This is a genomic window from Ignatzschineria ureiclastica (assembly GCF_003121845.1).
Classification (GTDB): Bacteria; Pseudomonadota; Gammaproteobacteria; order Cardiobacteriales; family Wohlfahrtiimonadaceae; genus Ignatzschineria; species Ignatzschineria ureiclastica.
On sequence record NZ_QEWQ01000004.1, the window covers coordinates 146,671 to 163,606 of the forward strand.

11 protein-coding genes are annotated in these 16,936 nt (G+C 40.3%); 7 read left to right on the forward strand and 4 right to left on the reverse strand.

The annotated features are described in order from the left end of the window. The first annotated feature begins 295 nt into the window (after positions 1–295). The gene (locus DC083_RS06340) at positions 296–2,203 is read left to right on the forward strand and encodes a DUF805 domain-containing protein (protein ID WP_109189386.1); all 1,908 of its coding nucleotides are present in this window, start codon (positions 296–298) and stop codon (positions 2,201–2,203) included. A 117-nt stretch (positions 2,204–2,320) separates the two neighbouring features. Here the strand turns inward: DC083_RS06340 and DC083_RS06345 are convergent, their stop codons facing one another. Beyond that, on the reverse strand, positions 2,321–3,712 hold the full coding sequence (locus DC083_RS06345) for an NAD-dependent succinate-semialdehyde dehydrogenase (RefSeq protein ID WP_109189387.1): 1,392 nt from the start codon (positions 3,710–3,712) through the stop codon (positions 2,321–2,323). A gap of 278 nt (positions 3,713–3,990) precedes the next feature. Next, positions 3,991–4,695, reverse strand: coding sequence for a 5'-methylthioadenosine/adenosylhomocysteine nucleosidase (locus DC083_RS06350; RefSeq protein ID WP_109189388.1), 705 nt, complete (start codon positions 4,693–4,695; stop codon positions 3,991–3,993). A 249-nt stretch (positions 4,696–4,944) separates the two neighbouring features. Between DC083_RS06350 and DC083_RS06355 the strand changes: the two genes are divergently transcribed. The 4 genes from DC083_RS06355 to dctM all read left to right on the forward strand — a co-directional run bounded on the left by DC083_RS06355 (position 4,945) and on the right by dctM (position 10,037). Further along, a complete protein-coding gene (locus DC083_RS06355) occupies positions 4,945–6,339 on the forward strand; it encodes an amino acid permease (RefSeq protein WP_109189389.1) in 1,395 nt (464 codons plus the stop codon). Between the two features lie 438 nt (positions 6,340–6,777). Next, positions 6,778–7,782, forward strand: coding sequence for a TRAP transporter substrate-binding protein (locus tag DC083_RS06360; protein WP_109189390.1), 1,005 nt, complete (start codon positions 6,778–6,780; stop codon positions 7,780–7,782). A gap of 147 nt (positions 7,783–7,929) precedes the next feature. Then, entirely contained in the window at positions 7,930–8,604 is a 675-nt protein-coding gene (locus DC083_RS06365; protein ID WP_109189391.1) for a TRAP transporter small permease, read from the forward strand. Positions 8,605–8,753: 149 nt separating this feature from the next. Beyond that, entirely contained in the window at positions 8,754–10,037 is a 1,284-nt protein-coding gene (dctM, locus tag DC083_RS06370) for a C4-dicarboxylate TRAP transporter large permease protein DctM (protein WP_026878699.1), read from the forward strand. A gap of 285 nt (positions 10,038–10,322) precedes the next feature. Here dctM and pgsA read toward each other — a convergent pair whose 3' ends face one another. Next, entirely contained in the window at positions 10,323–10,886 is a 564-nt protein-coding gene (gene pgsA, locus DC083_RS06375; RefSeq protein WP_109189392.1) for a CDP-diacylglycerol--glycerol-3-phosphate 3-phosphatidyltransferase, read from the reverse strand. 151 nt (positions 10,887–11,037) lie between these two features. On the opposite strand from pgsA, the gene guaB reads away from it, so the two are divergent. Continuing rightward, positions 11,038–12,498, forward strand: coding sequence for an IMP dehydrogenase (guaB, locus tag DC083_RS06380; protein WP_026878701.1), 1,461 nt, complete (start codon positions 11,038–11,040; stop codon positions 12,496–12,498). 1,123 nt (positions 12,499–13,621) lie between these two features. Further along, entirely contained in the window at positions 13,622–15,145 is a 1,524-nt protein-coding gene (gene lysS / locus DC083_RS06385; RefSeq protein WP_109189393.1) for a lysine--tRNA ligase, read from the forward strand. Between the two features lie 581 nt (positions 15,146–15,726). Here the strand turns inward: lysS and DC083_RS06390 are convergent. After that, positions 15,727–16,872: a hypothetical protein gene (locus DC083_RS06390; protein ID WP_109189394.1), complete on the reverse strand. Its 1,146-nt coding sequence runs from the start codon at positions 16,870–16,872 to the stop codon at positions 15,727–15,729. Positions 16,873–16,936 lie beyond the last annotated feature (64 nt).

A 16,936-nucleotide genomic window follows, 5' to 3' on the forward strand; every position in this document is an offset into this window, starting at 1 on the left:
GTGTTGTTTTCTTATAAGTCAATGAGTTAGTTTCTTTTTCTGAAGAAGAATCGTACCACTTAACTTTGATGAATGGTTTTTAATGAACAACAAAAACGCTCATCCGAAGATGGGCGTTTGTTGGTTTTATTAATTACGATAAACCCATATAGCTATTTATGTTAGCTCGATGAAGTAAATAATTTACATATGAATCATTAATATAGATTTTCTAAAATATAAGATATTAATTAAAATAATAGAAATTAAATTATTCTTTCTATAAAATAACCAATTTAGTTTAATTGGATATATAATGAATTTAAATAAAAAAAAGAAAAAGAAAATGGTTAATTCTTCTCAAGGAATCCTTGAGAACTCAGAAAACTACTCTAATCAAGTAACATTTAATTCTGTGCAAGGACATGGATTTGCAGCAGAACAAGCTAATAATTTATGGGATAGACTAACAGGAAAATCGGCAAAAATAGTTGGTGGGAATAATGCAAAAAATGGTGCAGATCGTTTAGTTGATGGACAATTAATTCAAACAAAATATTGTAGTACAGCAAGTAGCTCTGTTGCTGAATGTTTTAGTAAAGGTATATTTCGTTATTCTGGTATGCAAATTGAAGTACCTGCAGATCAATATGAACACGCAATTCAACTATTCAAAAGTAGAATTTCCCAAGGACAAGTACCGGATGTTACTGATCCTGAACAAGCATCTAATATTATCAGAAAAGGTAATTTTACTTATGAACAGGTTAAAAATATCGCAAAAGCAGGAGCGGTAGAAGGGATTGTTTTTGATGCAACGAATAGTATGATTGTTGCTAAAAATTCTATGGGAATTTCAGCGTCTATTTCTTTTGCTGTCTCAATATGGAATGGTGAAGATTGGAGGGTAGCCTTAAAACAGGCTTGTTACGAGGGATTAAAAACAGGTGGAACTGCTTGGATAGGAGGGATATTTGCTTCTCAGTTAGGACGGACTGGGCTAGATGTAGCCCTTCGTTCGAGTACAGATTGGATTGTAAAGCAATTAGGGGCTAAAAATGCTGCTACATTTACAAATGCTTTACGATCAGGAAGTAACATTTATGGTGCTTCTGCAATGAACCAAATGAGTAAGTTGTTACGTGGAAATATAATCACAGGAGCTGTAACCACTTTAATATTATCTTCAGGAGATTTCATCGATTTATTTCGTAATCGTATGTCTGGAGCCCAAGTATTTAAAAATTTGACAAATACTACCGCAACAGTTGCGGGTGGAATGGCTGGTGCAGTTGCTAGTGGCATGGCAATTGGTAGTGCTATACCTATCCCCTTATTGGGGACAATACTAGGCGGAATTATAGGAGGAACTTTAGCAGGAAAGGCATCCTCGGCAATAATGGATCAGCTTATTGAAGATGATTCTGTACAAATGATTAAAATTATAGAAGAACAACTAGGATATTTGGCTGAAAATTATCTTTTAACTGCAAATGAAGCTGATATTGTAATTGCAAAAATTATAGATCAACAAGATAATTTACCCATCTTTTTGAAAGATATGTATCAGTCTGAGAATAGGGATGCATTTGCATATTTATCATTTGAACCTATATTTTCTGAGGTTGTTGCAGAGAGAGAGTATGTTAAGGTACCCGGAAATGGAGTTGTCAAGAAAGAAACAAAGAATCTTTTAAGAAGAATTGGTAAAAATAAACCAATAGATCTATCCCGACCTGACAATAAAATTGATTCTGCTATTGAAGAATTTGTCACAATATTTAATCTTTCTCTGAAAAAAAGAATTGGAAGAATTCGCTATGTAAATTCAATTTTAGGGGCTATTCTACTTGCGTTAGGAGTTTCAGCTTTAACTGCTTGTATTTTAAAACATTTCTTAGATATCAAACCAATAGATGTATTTGGATTATCATTATTATTTGTAGGATTTCCTATATTGGGAATATTTTTTTATAAATCGACTGTATTAAGGCTGCATGATTTAAATTTATCTGCATGGATATTATTACTATTATTAATTCCTGTTCCTCTAGTTCATATTATTTTTGGTGGGGGACTGATATTGCTTCCGGGAAAAGGAATGCAAGAAAAATATGGGGGAGAGCCTGATAGAGGTTTTTGGAGATTGACAATTATATTAGCATTAACAAATGTTATATTGTTTTTTGGTTTAATGATATTTTTTATAAAGATAAGCAGTTGACTTAGTATATAAAAATAAAATCAATTAGATAAACAAAAACGCCCATCCGAAGATGGGCGCTTCTTAAGACTATCTATCTAATAGTACCTATAATGGATCGATTCTAATCATCAACTCTTAGAAAGGTGCATCGATATCGACAACATCCACAAGTTTGATATTAACGAACTCTTTTAAGCCTAAGTCGATTAATTCACGACCGAAACCAGAGCGACGGATACCACCGAATGGAAGATCTGCTTTGACCATTGTTGGATGATTTACGAAGATCATACCGGTTGAGATTTTAGACGCTACACGACGACCACGCTCGTTATCGCTGGTAAATACAGAACCACCAAGACCAAATGGTGAATCGTTCGCAATACGGATGGCATCTGCTTCATCTTTTGCTTTAAAGATCATTGATACAGGACCGAAGAATTCTTGATAGTACGCAGGGTTATCTGGCGTTACATTAGTCAAAATGGTTGGTTGTACAAAGCAGCCTTGTTCTGGTACTTTTGGGCCGACTTCTGTTGCTGTTGCGCCGTGTTTAACTGCTTCTTCGATCTGTTTGAGAAGACCTTCTTTCGCTCTTTGTGAAGAGAGTGGGGCAAGTTGTGTTGCTGGATCCATAGGGTCGCCTGCTTTCAGTGCTGCAACACCTGCTGTATATTTCTCTAAATATTCATCATAGACTTTTGCATCAACGATCATACGTTTTGAAGAGACACAGACTTGGCCCGCATTCCAATGACGACCAAATACGCCCCATTTTGCAGTTTTCTCAATATCCGCATCATCAAGAACGACAAACGCATCAGCGCCACCAAGCTCCATAATTGCTTTTTTGAGATGTTTACCAGCAGTTTGCGCAACCGCAGAACCAGCAATTTCAGAACCTGTAAGTGCAACACCACAAACGCGAGGATCTTTAAGGATTGTGTCAATATCTTTATGACCAATAAAGAGGTTAATGAATACACCTTCAGGAAGACCGGCATCGAGCATCAATTTTTCAAATGCCATTGCACATTGTGGCAGATTTGACGCATGTTTGAGGATAACAGTGTTACCCGCTGAAAGTTGGGGTGCTAAGATACGTGCAACTTGATAGAAAGGGAAGTTCCAAGGTTCAATCGCAAGTAAAACACCTAGTGGTTCATACACTAATTCCGCTTCACCTTCTGCAGGGTCCATAACAGGAAGCTTACGAGGTTGAAGTTGCGCTTCGGCATTTTTAACATAGTATTCAAGAATTTGTGCGGAAAGCTCTACTTCACCTTTGGCTTCAGCGAAGATTTTACCCATTTCAAGCGTAATGAGTTTTGCATATTCATCGCTATTTTTACGCATTAAGTCAGCTGCTTTCTGTAGATAGCTAACGCGCTCTTTAACAGGGAGCTCTTTCCAGCTTTGGAATGCTTTATCCGCTTTATCAATCGCTGCTAAAATCTCTGTATCGGTTGCATTATCAAAAGTTTTGAGAACTTCATTGGTGTAAGGATTTGTAGTGACAAAAGCCATAATTATTATCTCCTAAATGTTAAATGAATTTTCATTATAGACCGCTCTATTTCGAGATGTACAATTTTCACCATCGATTGCGGGCTAAATGTTATTCAAAAGTGAATTAAAAATGTGTCTAAAGTGAATGTGATCTATACAAGATAGGGTAAATTATCGTAATTACAATATGTTAGTGGATATTATTTTTATTATATGAATTCGTTAAATGTTGTAGTTAAATGGTAGTCATTTTCATTTAGAATGTCAATGTAGTGTTTTTTAAAGGTCGATTCAATCTAGATTGAATCGATATTGGCTAAAATCTGCACGACAATCTCGGCAGAGTTTTTAGCCGCTAAATCTAAATATTCAACAAAGCTCATTGGCATCTCTTTATCAGGCAGATCAGAAAGCGCGCGGATGACGATAAAAGGGGTTTGATAGAGATAGGCAACCTGGGCAATCGCTGCCGCTTCCATCTCAACTGCTAAAATATTAGGAAAACAATTTTTGATGATCTCTACTCGATTTTGATCGGCAATAAAAGCATCCCCTGTACCAATTAAACCGATTTTATGATTCATCTCTAAATCTGTTAAGACATTAGCCACTAAGGTGACAAGCGCAGGGTCAGAGGGGAATGTGCGAGGAAGATCAGGCAGTTTTCCCGCTTCAAGCCCAATGGGGGAGAGATCAACATCGTGGTGAGCAGTTTCATTGGAGATAATGATATCGCCGATCTCCATACCATTGATGAGCCCGCCGGCAGAGCCAATATTGATAATGGCCGTTGGATGATAATATTCATGAAGTAGTGTGGTCGCCATCGCCGCTTGTACTTTACCAACGCCGGAGCGAAGCAGCACAACCGAATGACCTTGCAGCTCACCGCTAATAAAATGAACGCCGGCAATAGTCTGCTCTTTTTGATTTTCAATCAGTGAAGCAATTAATGCGACTTCTTGCTTCATAGCACCAATAATTCCGATAATCCCTGCCATCTTATCTCCTCTATTTTATATTGCCAATCATCGTTAATGATTTATTACTTTGATTGTTACTTTATCAGATTGATCGGGTCTTGATTCAAGCAATTTTTATCCAAAACCTTAATGGGTAGGCATTATTAGGCTGGAATTTTACTTGACGACTATCATCTTATTCCCACAGAATTAGGGAAACTTGTTATACTGTGCTGTTGCATTTTGAGCAAGGTTTAGACAATAGAAGAATATTCGTAGGAAAGGGCGATGTCGGTGGAAAAGGGAAAAGTATTAAAACTTAAACGGGGATTAAAAAATCGCCATATACAGATGATCGCACTGGGCGGTGCCATTGGAACAGGGCTCTTTTATGGCTCGGCAGAATCCATTGCACTAGTCGGGCCTGCGATTTTGCTCTCTTATCTTTTAGGGGGCTTTGTCATCTATTTAATTATGACGATGATGGGAGAGATGTCTACGCATGAACCTGTTGCCGGCGCTTTTAGTCACTTCTCGTATAAATATTGGGGCGAATTTCCGGGGTTTTTAGCGGGCTGGAACTACTGGTTTCTCTACGTGTTAGTGAGTATGGCCGAATTATCTGCAATCGGAATTTATGTCCAATTTTGGTTCCCTGAGATTCCGATGTGGGTCTCATCTCTTTTTGTATTAATTATTATTACGATTCTCAATCTCTTTTCAATCCGGATTTATGGGGAATTTGAGTTCTGGTTTGCCTTTGTCAAAGTGATGGCGATTATTCTGCTTATTGCCTTAGGTCTCTATCTTATTATCTGGGGTGTAAATGGCGCAACCATTAGCAATCTTTGGCAATATGGTGGTTTCTTTCCTTTTGGGATTAAAGAATTTCTCCTCTCCTTAGTTGTCGTCATGTTCTCTTTTGGAGGCACAGAATTAATCGGAATTACGGCAGCAGAAGCAGATGATCCTCAAAAATCGATTCCAAAAGCGATTAAACAAGTTATTTGGCGGATTCTACTTTTCTATATTCTCTCCATTGCGATTCTGATGATTCTGCACCCTTGGAATGAGATCGGAGTAGACGGCAGTCCATTTGTAATTATCTTCCAAGAGATGGGATTTGGTATCGTCAATACTCCTTGGGGACCACTCAATATTCCAGCAACATTTTTCAATGTAGTGGTTCTATCGGCTGCGATCTCTGTTTATAACAGTGGTATTTATAGCAATGGTCGGATGCTTTATGGCTTAGCGGAGCAGGGGAATGCGCCTAAAGTCTTCTTGAAGCTCAATCGTAATGCTGCGCCCTTTATGGCGATTCTCTTCTCATCACTCTGTACTTTAGTGGCAGTTGTCATTAATTTCTTAGTACCGGAGGGGGCATTTATGCGCATTATGTCCTTAGCGGTTGCGGCGGCAACGATTACGTGGGGCTTGATTGTCATTGTACAATATCGTTTTAGAAAACAAGTAGATGGTAAAAGTTTAAGCTTTAAAGTACCGTTTTACCCTTTTAGTAACTTTTTTGCCCTTGGCTTCTTAATTCTACTATTAATTATGATGACCCAATCTGGCAATATGAAATATGCGGTGATGGTGATGCCTATTTGGATTTTAGTACTCTATATCGGTTTTCGGATTAAAAAGCAGATCACAAAACCCAAATCCTCGGGTCGATAAAATCCGTTGAGTTAATTAGATTTCTATATAACTGATTGAAAATTCAAATAATCGGATTGTTAAGTTGAAAATTTTCTTAAAAATCAAATAAATAGAGTGAGCATTTGAGAGATCAAATGCTCTTTTTTTATTATTAAGAAATAAAATTTTGCATTTTATTCATCACAAAAAAATTATTTTGTGTTATGTTCTAGCTAGATACTACAAAAAAACTACTAAACTGATAGTTTCTGATAATAAAAGAATGGAGGTGGGTAATAGAGAGTCTTAACTGATATTTATTTATCAGTGATTAATTCTTTATTACTGCAAGGAGCATATGTAAAAAACGGATGAAAAGTAGGTTTTCATTATTAAATATCTATTTACCATCTGTGATACATCAAGTGTGTTACGCAATAGTAATCACTTATATATAAAAACCAAAGGAGAAAAATAATGCGTAAATTATGGCAACGTGTCTGTATGTCAGCACTGATTGTGGGAAGTTCTATATTGGTTCATGCGTGGGCAGATCCCATTGTGATTAAGTTTTCCCACGTGGTTGCTGATACTACGCCCAAAGGGCAAGGGGCGCTACTTTTTAAGCAATTAGCAGAAGAGCGTCTTCCTGGTGAAGTACAAGTGGAGGTCTATCCTAACTCATCTCTCTATGGAGATGGACAAGAGATGGATGCTCTATTAGTGGGAGATGTGCATATTCTTGCACCATCGCTTGCTAAATTTGAGCATTTCCAAAAGAAAATTCAATTATTTGACTTGCCATTCCTTTTTGATGATATGGCGGCGGTGGATCGCTTCCAACAGAGTGATGCCGGAAAATCACTATTAACCAGTATGGAAGATAAAGGAATTACCGGTTTAGGTTATTGGCACAATGGTTTAAAACAGCTCTCTGCCAATAAAGCGCTTAAAACCCCAAGAGATGCACGAGGTCTTAAATTCCGAGTACAAAACTCAGCGGTATTAGATGAGCAGTTTAAAGCGCTTAGAGCGAATCCTCGTAAAATGGCATTCTCAGAGATGTATCAAGGTTTACAAACCGGCGTTGTGAATGGTGCAGAAAATCCTTACACCAATATCTATTCGCAAAAAATCCATGAGGTGCAAGATTACATTACTGAATCGAACCATGGCGTTCTTGATTATATGTTGATTACGAATACTGATTTCTGGAATGGTTTACCTGAGCATGTGCGAGATACTTTAACCGATATCATCGCTGAGGTGACTGTTGAAGTGAATAATCAGGCCAATGCACTAAATGAGCGAGATAAGCAGAGTATCCTTGATGCCGGCACCACTGAAATTATCTATTTAACACCGGAAGAGCGCGATGCGTGGCGTAAAGCAGTACAACCGGTTTGGGAGAAATTCCAAGGTCAGGTTGGGGCTGATCTCATTGAAGCAGCACTGCAAGCGAATAATCCTGATACCGAGTAAAGATGGATTAAAGCAGATGAAAGCTGATTCAGTAGTAATCAAAAGGCTTTTAATCGCTTAGTAACAATCATGAGACGATTCTTATAATTCACTCAGCTTTGCCTCGATAAGAGGCAGAGCGCGAGTTTGTGCAACTGAGAGGAAATTATGTTTTTACGTACCTATCAATGGTTCGATAAGGCTTGGCAAAAAACCGAGATTGTTGTGACAGTTGTGATTCTATCCGCGATGACCTTTGTCACTTTTATCTATACGATGCTCAATAATCTCTATACGCCATTTTATCATTTAGCTGATTGGGTTGCCGGTGATGAGCCGGGATTTTGGGAGGATCTCTTCCTTAATATTGGAGATTGGATGATGGATTTAGCCACTTCAATGAATTGGTCTAATCGTTTTACGGCTGCATGTTTTGCTTGGCTAATCTTTTTTTGTATGTCCTATGGTGTTCGTATTAGTGGTCATATTGGCGTGGATGCTTTAGTGAAGTTATTCAATCAAAAGGTGCAACGAACCTTGGCTTATATTGGCTTAGGCGCCTGTCTACTTTATGGTGGCATTATGCTTTTTGCGAGCTTAGATTGGGTACTCAATTTCTATAAATTAGGGACTTATGCTGAAGATTTAGATCGCTTTGGCATTCGCCGTTGGCATATTACGATGATTGTTCCTTTAGGTTTTCTACTCGTCATTATCCGTTATTTAGAAGTGGGTTACCGCATTTGGACGCATCAGCAGGATACGCTCGGGCTTGCCGATGAGGCGAAAGATGCAATCGATGAGATTGCAACCGCAGAGCACATTAAAGTCGCCGATAAATAAGTGAAACGAGTTGATGACTGACTCATTGACCACTTATTTAGGGCAGATTGCTCAAATGTTAAACCTACTGAATATCTATTGAAAATGTCATCAATGATTATGGTGAGAGATCAGATATTGATTCCCATAATCAGCCTAAAGGATTGATCATGACCATACTATTTTTATTTCTATTACTCTTTATTTTAATGTTGATCGGGATTCCGGTCGCAATCTCACTCGGTTTATCGAGTGCTTTAACGATTATTCTCTTTAGTCCAGATTCCCCTCGAAGTTTGGCAATTAAGATGTTTGAAACGTCAGAACATACAACATTACTGGCTATTCCATTTTTCCTCATTGCCGGAGCATTTATGACAACAGGCGGAGTTGCCCGTCGCTTGATTGATTTTGCTAATGTCTGTGTAGGTCATATTCGGGGCGGTTTAGCGATTGGCTCAGTACTCGCTTGTATGCTCTTTGCGGCGCTCTCAGGTTCAAGCCCGGCAACGGTTGCCGCGGTTGGTTCGATTGCGATTGCTGGCATGGTGCGGTCAGGTTATAGCCAATCATTTGGTACAGGAATTATCTGTAATGCCGGAACTTTAGGTATTTTGATTCCTCCATCGATTGTTATGGTTGTCTATGCAGCTGCGACCGAACAATCAGTGGGCAAGATGTTTATGGCGGGCGTAGTTCCCGGCGCACTTTTAGGGGTTGCTTTAATGGTGGCGATCTATATTGTCGCGCGCGTTAAAAAGTTACCAGCACAACCGAGGGCAACAGTGAAAGAGTGGTTTACCACTTTCCGTAAAGCTTTATGGGGATTATTACTGATGGTGATTATCCTGGGTGGAATCTATTCGGGGATGTATACGCCCACAGAAGCTGCCGCAGTGGCCGCCGTATATTCGATGTTTGTGGCGCTCTTCGTCTATCGAGATATGCCTTTAAAAGATTACCCGAAGGTGATGTTAGAATCCGGCAAAATGACGGTGATGCTGATGTTCATCATTGCCAATGCGATGCTCTTTGCGCATGTGTTAACGACAGAACAAATTCCGCAGACTATCGCGAGTTGGGTAACCGAGATGGGCTTCTCGCCTTGGATGTTCCTTATTGTTGTGAATATTGTCTTATTGATTGCCGGTAGCTTTATGGAGCCCTCGGCGGTGATTTTGATTTTAGCACCGATCTTTTTCCCGATTGCGATGGAGCTTGGGATTGATCCGATTCATCTAGGGATTATTATGGTGGTGAATATGGAAATTGGCTTAATCACACCGCCTGTAGGACTGAATCTCTTCGTCGCTTCAGCGGTAACGGGGATGCCGATTACGAAGACGATTAAAGCAGCACTCCCTTGGTTGATGATTCTACTCTTCTTCCTATTACTCATTACCTATATCCCAGCGATCTCATTAGGATTACCTACTTGGTTAGGAATGATGTAGGCAGGCACTCGAGAAGTGAATTATTACCGCAATTGTGATTGAGTGACTTTCCTGATTATGTAGTGACAAGAGAAAGCCCTTAGACTGAAACTTAGTCTAAGGGCTTATTAGATTAGGGGATTAAGTATTGCGATTATGTATAGTCAATTTGGTTTAAGAAAAATGATTTTAAACAACACTTGCAAGATGCCGGATAGAACGGCTTCCTTACTTATTACAACCGATGCGCCGGCATTTACACAAGCTTATTTTGAACCGATATTACTATATTCTTATTATCTTGTTTTACAAATTCTCTTTTATACTCAATACTTTCCAAGTTGAGTAGAGATATTGCACCATAGACCACAGTGTTAAAACTGTTGCAATAATCATAAAGATAAGCCCGACTTCATAAAGTGGAATACCGAATAATTTCTTACCATAGAGCAGGAAGGTAATAGAGGCCATTTGAAAGGCGGTTTTCCATTTACCAATCCAAGAGACGGCGACAACTCCGCGCTCTCCCATACTCGCCATCCACTCTCGTAAGGCGGAGATGGTAATTTCTCGGCTGATAATAATCATCACCGATAGTGTTAAATACCATTTATGAGGATCATTATCGACAATGGCAATGAGCGCAACAGCTACTAATAATTTATCTGCAACGGGATCTAAAAATGCCCCAAAACTCGAGGTTTGATTCCACTTTCGAGCAAGATAGCCATCTAACCAATCAGTTGCTGCTGCGACCATAAAGAGAATCGAGAGCACCAGATGTTTATGAGGTGTAGGGAAAAAGTAACAGAGAATAAACACCGGAATCGCAACTACGCGAGCCCAAGTGATAAGGCTTGGAAGATTCATACTTTTATCAACTCCTCAAGGTTTTTGTAAGCGCCGTCGATTATTGTATCAAAATTTTCCACACTCTGAAAGGGCTGATAAAATCCCTACTTTCAGAAAATAATTGTGATAAAATACAGCTCTTTTAAATTGCGTTCTTGGAGAGAGATATATGCTTAGAATAATGGAGAAAGGTTTAACTTTTGATGATGTATTATTAGTCCCTGATTACTCTGAAGTGCTTCCGCGGGATGTGTCGCTCAAGACGCAATTGACTCAGAAAATATCGTTAAACATTCCTCTTCTTTCAGCTGCGATGGACACTGTGACTGAGAGTAAAATGGCGATTGCTTTAGCACAATTAGGCGGCATCGGTATTATCCATAAAAACTTAACGCCGGCAGAGCAAGCGCGTCAAGTGCGTAAAGTAAAAAACTTTGAAAGTGGTGTATTAACAGATCCGATTACCGTTACCACTGATTGCACGTTAGAAGAGGTGCGCAATATTATGCGTCACCGCAATATTTCAAGTGTGCCGGTTTTAACGCTTGATAAAAAGGTTGCCGGCATTATCACGACCCGCGACTTACGATTCCAAACGGATCTATCTTTAAATATTACAGAGGCGATGACGAACCGTGATCGCCTTATTACTATCCACGAAGGCGCTACGAAAGAAGAGATTATCGAAAAACTTCGTGCTAATCGTCTTGAACGCTTAGTGGTTGTGAATGACAATAATGAACTACGTGGCTTAATTACAGTTAAAGATCTCTCATTAACAGATACGCATCCTAATGCTGTGACTGATGATCAAGATCGTCTAATCTGTGGAGCGGCTGTGGGTGCAGGTGCCGGAACAGAAGAGCGTATTGAACAATTAGTGGATGTAGGTGTTGATTTGATTATTGTGGATACTGCACACGGTCATTCAAAAGGCGTTATTGATCGCGTTCGTTGGGTGAAGCAGACTTATCCTGATCTACAAGTAATCAGCGGTAACATTGCAACCGGCGAAGCAGCGAAAGCATTATTAGCAGCGGGAACAGATGGTGTGAAAGTCGGGATTGGTCCTGGTTCTATCTGTACAACTCGTATCGTGGCCGGCATTGGTTTCCCACAAATTAGTGCTATTGCTAATGTCGCAGAAGCGCTTCGTGGTACAGGTGTTCCTGTGATTGCTGATGGGGGGATTCGTTATTCAGGTGATATGGCAAAAGCATTAGCAGCAGGTGCAAATTCGATTATGGTCGGCTCGATTTTAGCCGGTACTGATGAATCACCGGGTGAAATCGAATTCTATCAAGGTCGTGCTTATAAATCATATCGCGGTATGGGTTCTATCGGTGCGATGAATGCCGGTTCTTCAGATCGTTATTTCCAAGAAGGTTCAAGTGCGGATAAGCTTGTACCAGAAGGAATCGAAGGACGCGTTGCTTATAAAGGTTCGGTCGCACCTATCGTTCATCAATTAATGGGCGGTATCCGCGCAGGAATGGGGTATGTCGGTTGCGGTACTATTGCTGAAATGAACACTAAACCACGCTTTGTAGAGATCACAAGTGCCGGTATGAGTGAATCACACGTACACGATGTGACCATTACTAAAGAAGCGCCTAACTATTCACGTTAATATATTATTTGTTGAATATTAGGTTTCGCAATAAAGATTTATTTAAAATCTCGGGAGTTCCGCTCTCGAGATTTTTGTTTTTGATTTGAAATAAATGTGTTCTCAATCAAAGCTCATTCCCGGCGGGAGAGAACGCTTGCAAGTCCAGATTAATCTCGCGCCCGCGTGAGAGACTCAAAGTTTCTTCAATTGAGTAAAACAATATTAATGTCTCGGAATAACAGGTGTGTAATATTAATCATCCGGCATTGAGAAATGTCCCAACTGCCGGCGCGGGATTGATATAAGAATACGATCATTCGCCCCGGCGATGCGGATAATTGTCTTAGTGATTCTTAATCAAGGCTAATTCTTGGCGGGAGAGAACGCTTGCAAGTCCAGATTAATCTCGTGCCCGCGTGAGAGGCTCAAAGTTTCTTCAATTGAGTAAAACAATATTAATATCTCGGAATAACAGGTGTGTAATATTAATCATCCGGCATTGAGAAATGTCCCAACTGCCGGCACGGGATTGATATAAGAATGCGATCATTCGCCTCGGCGATGCGGATAATGATCTTAGTTTAGTGATCCTTAAGTAAGGCTAATTCTCGGCGGGAGAGAACGCTTGCAAGTCCAGATCAATCTCGCGCCCGCGTGAGAGGCTTAAAGTTTCTTCAATTGAGTAAAACAATATTAATATCTCGGAATAACTGATGTGTAATATTAATCATCCGGCATTGAGAAATGCCACAACAGCCGGCACGGGATTGATATAAGAATACGATCATTCGCCCCGGCGATACGGATAATTGTCTTAGTGATTTTTAAATATTGTGCAACCTACTTATTCCTTGAAGTGAATAGAGTATGTACCTGCTTAAATGAGGCTTTTGTGATATATTGACGAACATTGTAATGACATAGGTAATATTTTTTATGCAATAGCGCTTGATTCAGATTATTATAGAGGAATTGCGCTATAAATCGGTCAAAAGCCAAGATTGATAGACATTACCAAATTTTAAGGCATACGAATAGCATTCGTATAGGCTTTTAAAGCAAGAATAAATAGGGTTAGAGGAGTGGTACACCACTAAACTCTAAATCAATGTTTAACCATTATTGAAAGTAGAAATTTATAATGACAAAAGAGACTGTAGTGAACGATCACGATCAAACTGAAAATCATCTTATTACAGAGCGCCGTGAGAAACTTGCGAAGATTCGTGAAGAGCGGTCGGTGGCTTTCCCTAATCATTTCCGTAAAGATACACACGCTAAAGCGCTTCATAAAGAGATGGAAGGCCTTGATCGTGATGCGTTGAAACAGAAGGGTAAGATCGTCAAGATGGCCGGTCGTATCGTTGCTAAACGTCTCTTCGGTAAAGGTGGATTTATTAGTCTACGGGACCAAACCGGTGATATCCAAGTATTTGTCAATACAGGGCTTATTGGAGCTGAGGCTTTTGCAGATTTCACGACGTGGGATGTGGGCGATATTATCGGTGTTGAAGGGGAAGTGTCTCGCTCTGATAAAGGGGAATTAACGGTTCGCGCGAATCAACTCATCCTCTTAACCAAATCGCTTCGTCCATTGCCGGATAAATTCCACGGTTTAACAGACGTTGAAGCGCGTTATCGTCAACGTTACCTTGATCTGATTACCAATATGGAATCAAGAGAGACTTTCCGTAAACGGAATCTCATCGTTCGTACAATTCGAAGTTTTATGGATGCCCGCGGTTTTGAAGAGGTGGAAACACCGATGATGCACTCGATTCCCGGCGGTGCGAATGCAAAACCATTTATTACTCATCATAATGCACTTGATATGGAGTTCTACTTACGTATTGCGCCAGAGCTCTACCTCAAACGTCTGATCGTAGGTGGAATGGAGCGGGTATATGAGATTAACCGTAACTTCCGTAATGAAGGGGTTTCAACCCGTCATAACCCAGAGTTTACGATGATGGAATGGTATTGGGCCTTTGCCGATTATCAAGATATGATGGATATGACGGATGCGATGATGAAAGAGATCGCACTTCGCGTGAATGAGGGTTCAACCAAAGTTCAATATCAAGATTATGAGATCGATTTCGCAATCCCTGCTGCGCGTATGACAGTACAAGAATCGATTCTTAAATATTGTGATGTGGCGAAAGATTACGATCTTAATACTCGTGAGGGTGTTGCAGCACTCGCAGATCATCTTCATATCAAATATGATAAAGAGAATGATTGTTGGGGCAAAATCTTAATGGAGATCTTTGATGATCAAGTCGAAGAGCAACTTTTACAGCCAACCTTTATCACAGGTTATCCATTAGCGGTATCGCCATTAGCACGTCAAAATGATGAGAATCCATTAATTACTGATCGTTTTGAATACTTCATCGGTGGTCGAGAAGTAGGGAATGGTTATTCGGAGTTAAATGATGCCGAAGATCAACATCAACGCTTTATGACGCAAGTTGAAGATAAAGATGCCGGTGATGATGAAGCAATGCATTACGATAAAGACTTCGTGACCGCCCTTGAATTCGGTATGCCGCCAACAGCCGGTGAAGGTATCGGAATTGATCGTTTAGTGATGATCTTTACCAATGCGCCGTCAATTCGTGATGTACTCTTATTCCCCCATATGCGTGTGCGCAATAGTTAAGCGCTCATAATCTGTTTTTGTAGAGTTAGTCAGATTACAGAGACAATAGACGATAAACTCGAAGTACTAGGAACAGTATTTCGAGTTTTTTATTGCGAACAACTAAGACCATTTACCGCATCGCCGGGGCGAATGATCCCGCTTTAATCACAATCGTGCGCCGGCAGTTGTGGCATTTCCCTATGACGGAAGATTAATATTACATACTTGTTATTGCGAGGAATTAATAGGGTTTTATCAACTGGGAAGCGCTTTGAGTACCTCATCTACGGGCGCGAGATTGATCTGAATTTGCAAACGTTCTCTCCCGCCGGGAATCGGCTTTAATTAGGAATAATAAGACAATGTATCGCATCGCCGGGGCGAATGATCGCGCTTTAATCATAATCGTGCGCCGGCTATTAAAGCGTTTCTTCAATACCAGAAGATTAATATTACATACTTGTTATTGCGTGGAATTAATAGGGTTTTATCAACTGGGAAGCACTTTGAGTACCTCATCTGCGGGCGCGCGATTGATCTAGATTTGCAAGCGTTCTCTCCCGCCGGAAATCAGCTTTAATTAAGAGTAATCAAGCGCATTATCTGCCATTAAATGAGGCATTGAGGAGATAGCTTTTTCCTAAGCGAGGTGCATATTCTCTAATACGTTCCATTTCTGAGGGGACTTGAACCACTTGTTGTACCATATTGACGACACATTGATCGAGTGCATCATTGCCACTACTGCGGTAAACGCCCACTCGTAATGGGGATTCAAAGATCATTACAGCCACTGTAATAGGGAAGTTCTTTCCTTTAATATAGCGCTCATAACACTCATTAGAAGCGAGTGAGATATTATATTCCTGCCGGCGAAGTTGATTCGTAGCCGCATTGAGAATATTGGTGCTCATTGCTCGGGCTTTTGCTTCCTCTTTCTGTTTCGCTTCTTGCTCTAAAATAGCCTCATCAATAGGAGGATCGATAAAGGTTGTGATCAATGTGACAGGTTGATCATTGGCAAATTGAGCTTCTTCATCGATCAGCGCCTCTTCAGGAGAGGCTTCTGCTTCGGCGATCTCTTCTTCGACAACTTCCGGTTGCTCAGGTTCGGCAGGATTATATTTTTGCAAATACTCAAAAAACTCAGGAGAGTAGTAGGTGGGCGCTTCCTCATCAGCCGGCGCATCTTTCCACTCTTGATCTAAAAACGGCGTATCCGCTAACAGCGCTACGGCATTCTCAACCATTTTTTGGTAAGGATCTTCTTCTGTCGTAATGGTTCGGCGATATTCCCCCTCTTTGCGAGGTGGGAGAATATTATCACGAATCATATTGGCGCTTTCGGTCAGATTTTGTCGATAACTCGGCGCTTGAGGCTCTGATTCTTCTTCTGTTTCAGCAGGCTCTTCGCCACTCTCATCAGTAACTTCTTCCTCTTGATCATCAGAATCTTCCTCTTCTATTGCCTCAGGTGGGGCTTCTGTCATTTCTTCGCCTGTTTCTGCGCTAGACTGATCTTCGTTTGCTTCTTCCGGTAGAGTAAGATCTATTTCCATAGTCTCTTCCACTGCTTGTGTTTCCTCAGGCAGTGCCGGGAGAAAGTTTACTTGAATGGTTTCAGGTTCAGCGAGATAAGTATCAATACGCGTCTTTTCATCTTTTAAGAGCAGATAGCCGATACCGCTGTGTAGTAGCAACACGAGCAGAAGTGCAATAAGGTAAGGGCGATAGCTTTTAAACATAGTTGTGATGGATGACCGAAATGTAGAAGAATAAGTGTCGAGCGCAATGTAGTGAAAAGTAACT

Coding starts and splice junctions, on each gene's coding strand:
- DC083_RS06350 (WP_109189388.1), bottom strand. CDS start 4,695: ATGGCAGGGATTATCGGAATTATTGGTGCTATGAAGCAAGAAGTCGCA.
- DC083_RS06340 (WP_109189386.1), top strand. CDS start 296: ATGAATTTAAATAAAAAAAAGAAAAAGAAAATGGTTAATTCTTCTCAA.
- DC083_RS06365 (WP_109189391.1), top strand. CDS start 7,930: ATGTTTTTACGTACCTATCAATGGTTCGATAAGGCTTGGCAAAAAACC.
- DC083_RS06390 (WP_109189394.1), bottom strand. CDS start 16,872: ATGTTTAAAAGCTATCGCCCTTACCTTATTGCACTTCTGCTCGTGTTG.
- DC083_RS06345 (WP_109189387.1), bottom strand. CDS start 3,712: ATGGCTTTTGTCACTACAAATCCTTACACCAATGAAGTTCTCAAAACT.
- DC083_RS06355 (WP_109189389.1), top strand. CDS start 4,945: ATGTCGGTGGAAAAGGGAAAAGTATTAAAACTTAAACGGGGATTAAAA.
- pgsA (WP_109189392.1), bottom strand. CDS start 10,886: ATGAATCTTCCAAGCCTTATCACTTGGGCTCGCGTAGTTGCGATTCCG.
- lysS (WP_109189393.1), top strand. CDS start 13,622: ATGACAAAAGAGACTGTAGTGAACGATCACGATCAAACTGAAAATCAT.
- dctM (WP_026878699.1), top strand. CDS start 8,754: ATGACCATACTATTTTTATTTCTATTACTCTTTATTTTAATGTTGATC.
- guaB (WP_026878701.1), top strand. CDS start 11,038: ATGCTTAGAATAATGGAGAAAGGTTTAACTTTTGATGATGTATTATTA.
- DC083_RS06360 (WP_109189390.1), top strand. CDS start 6,778: ATGCGTAAATTATGGCAACGTGTCTGTATGTCAGCACTGATTGTGGGA.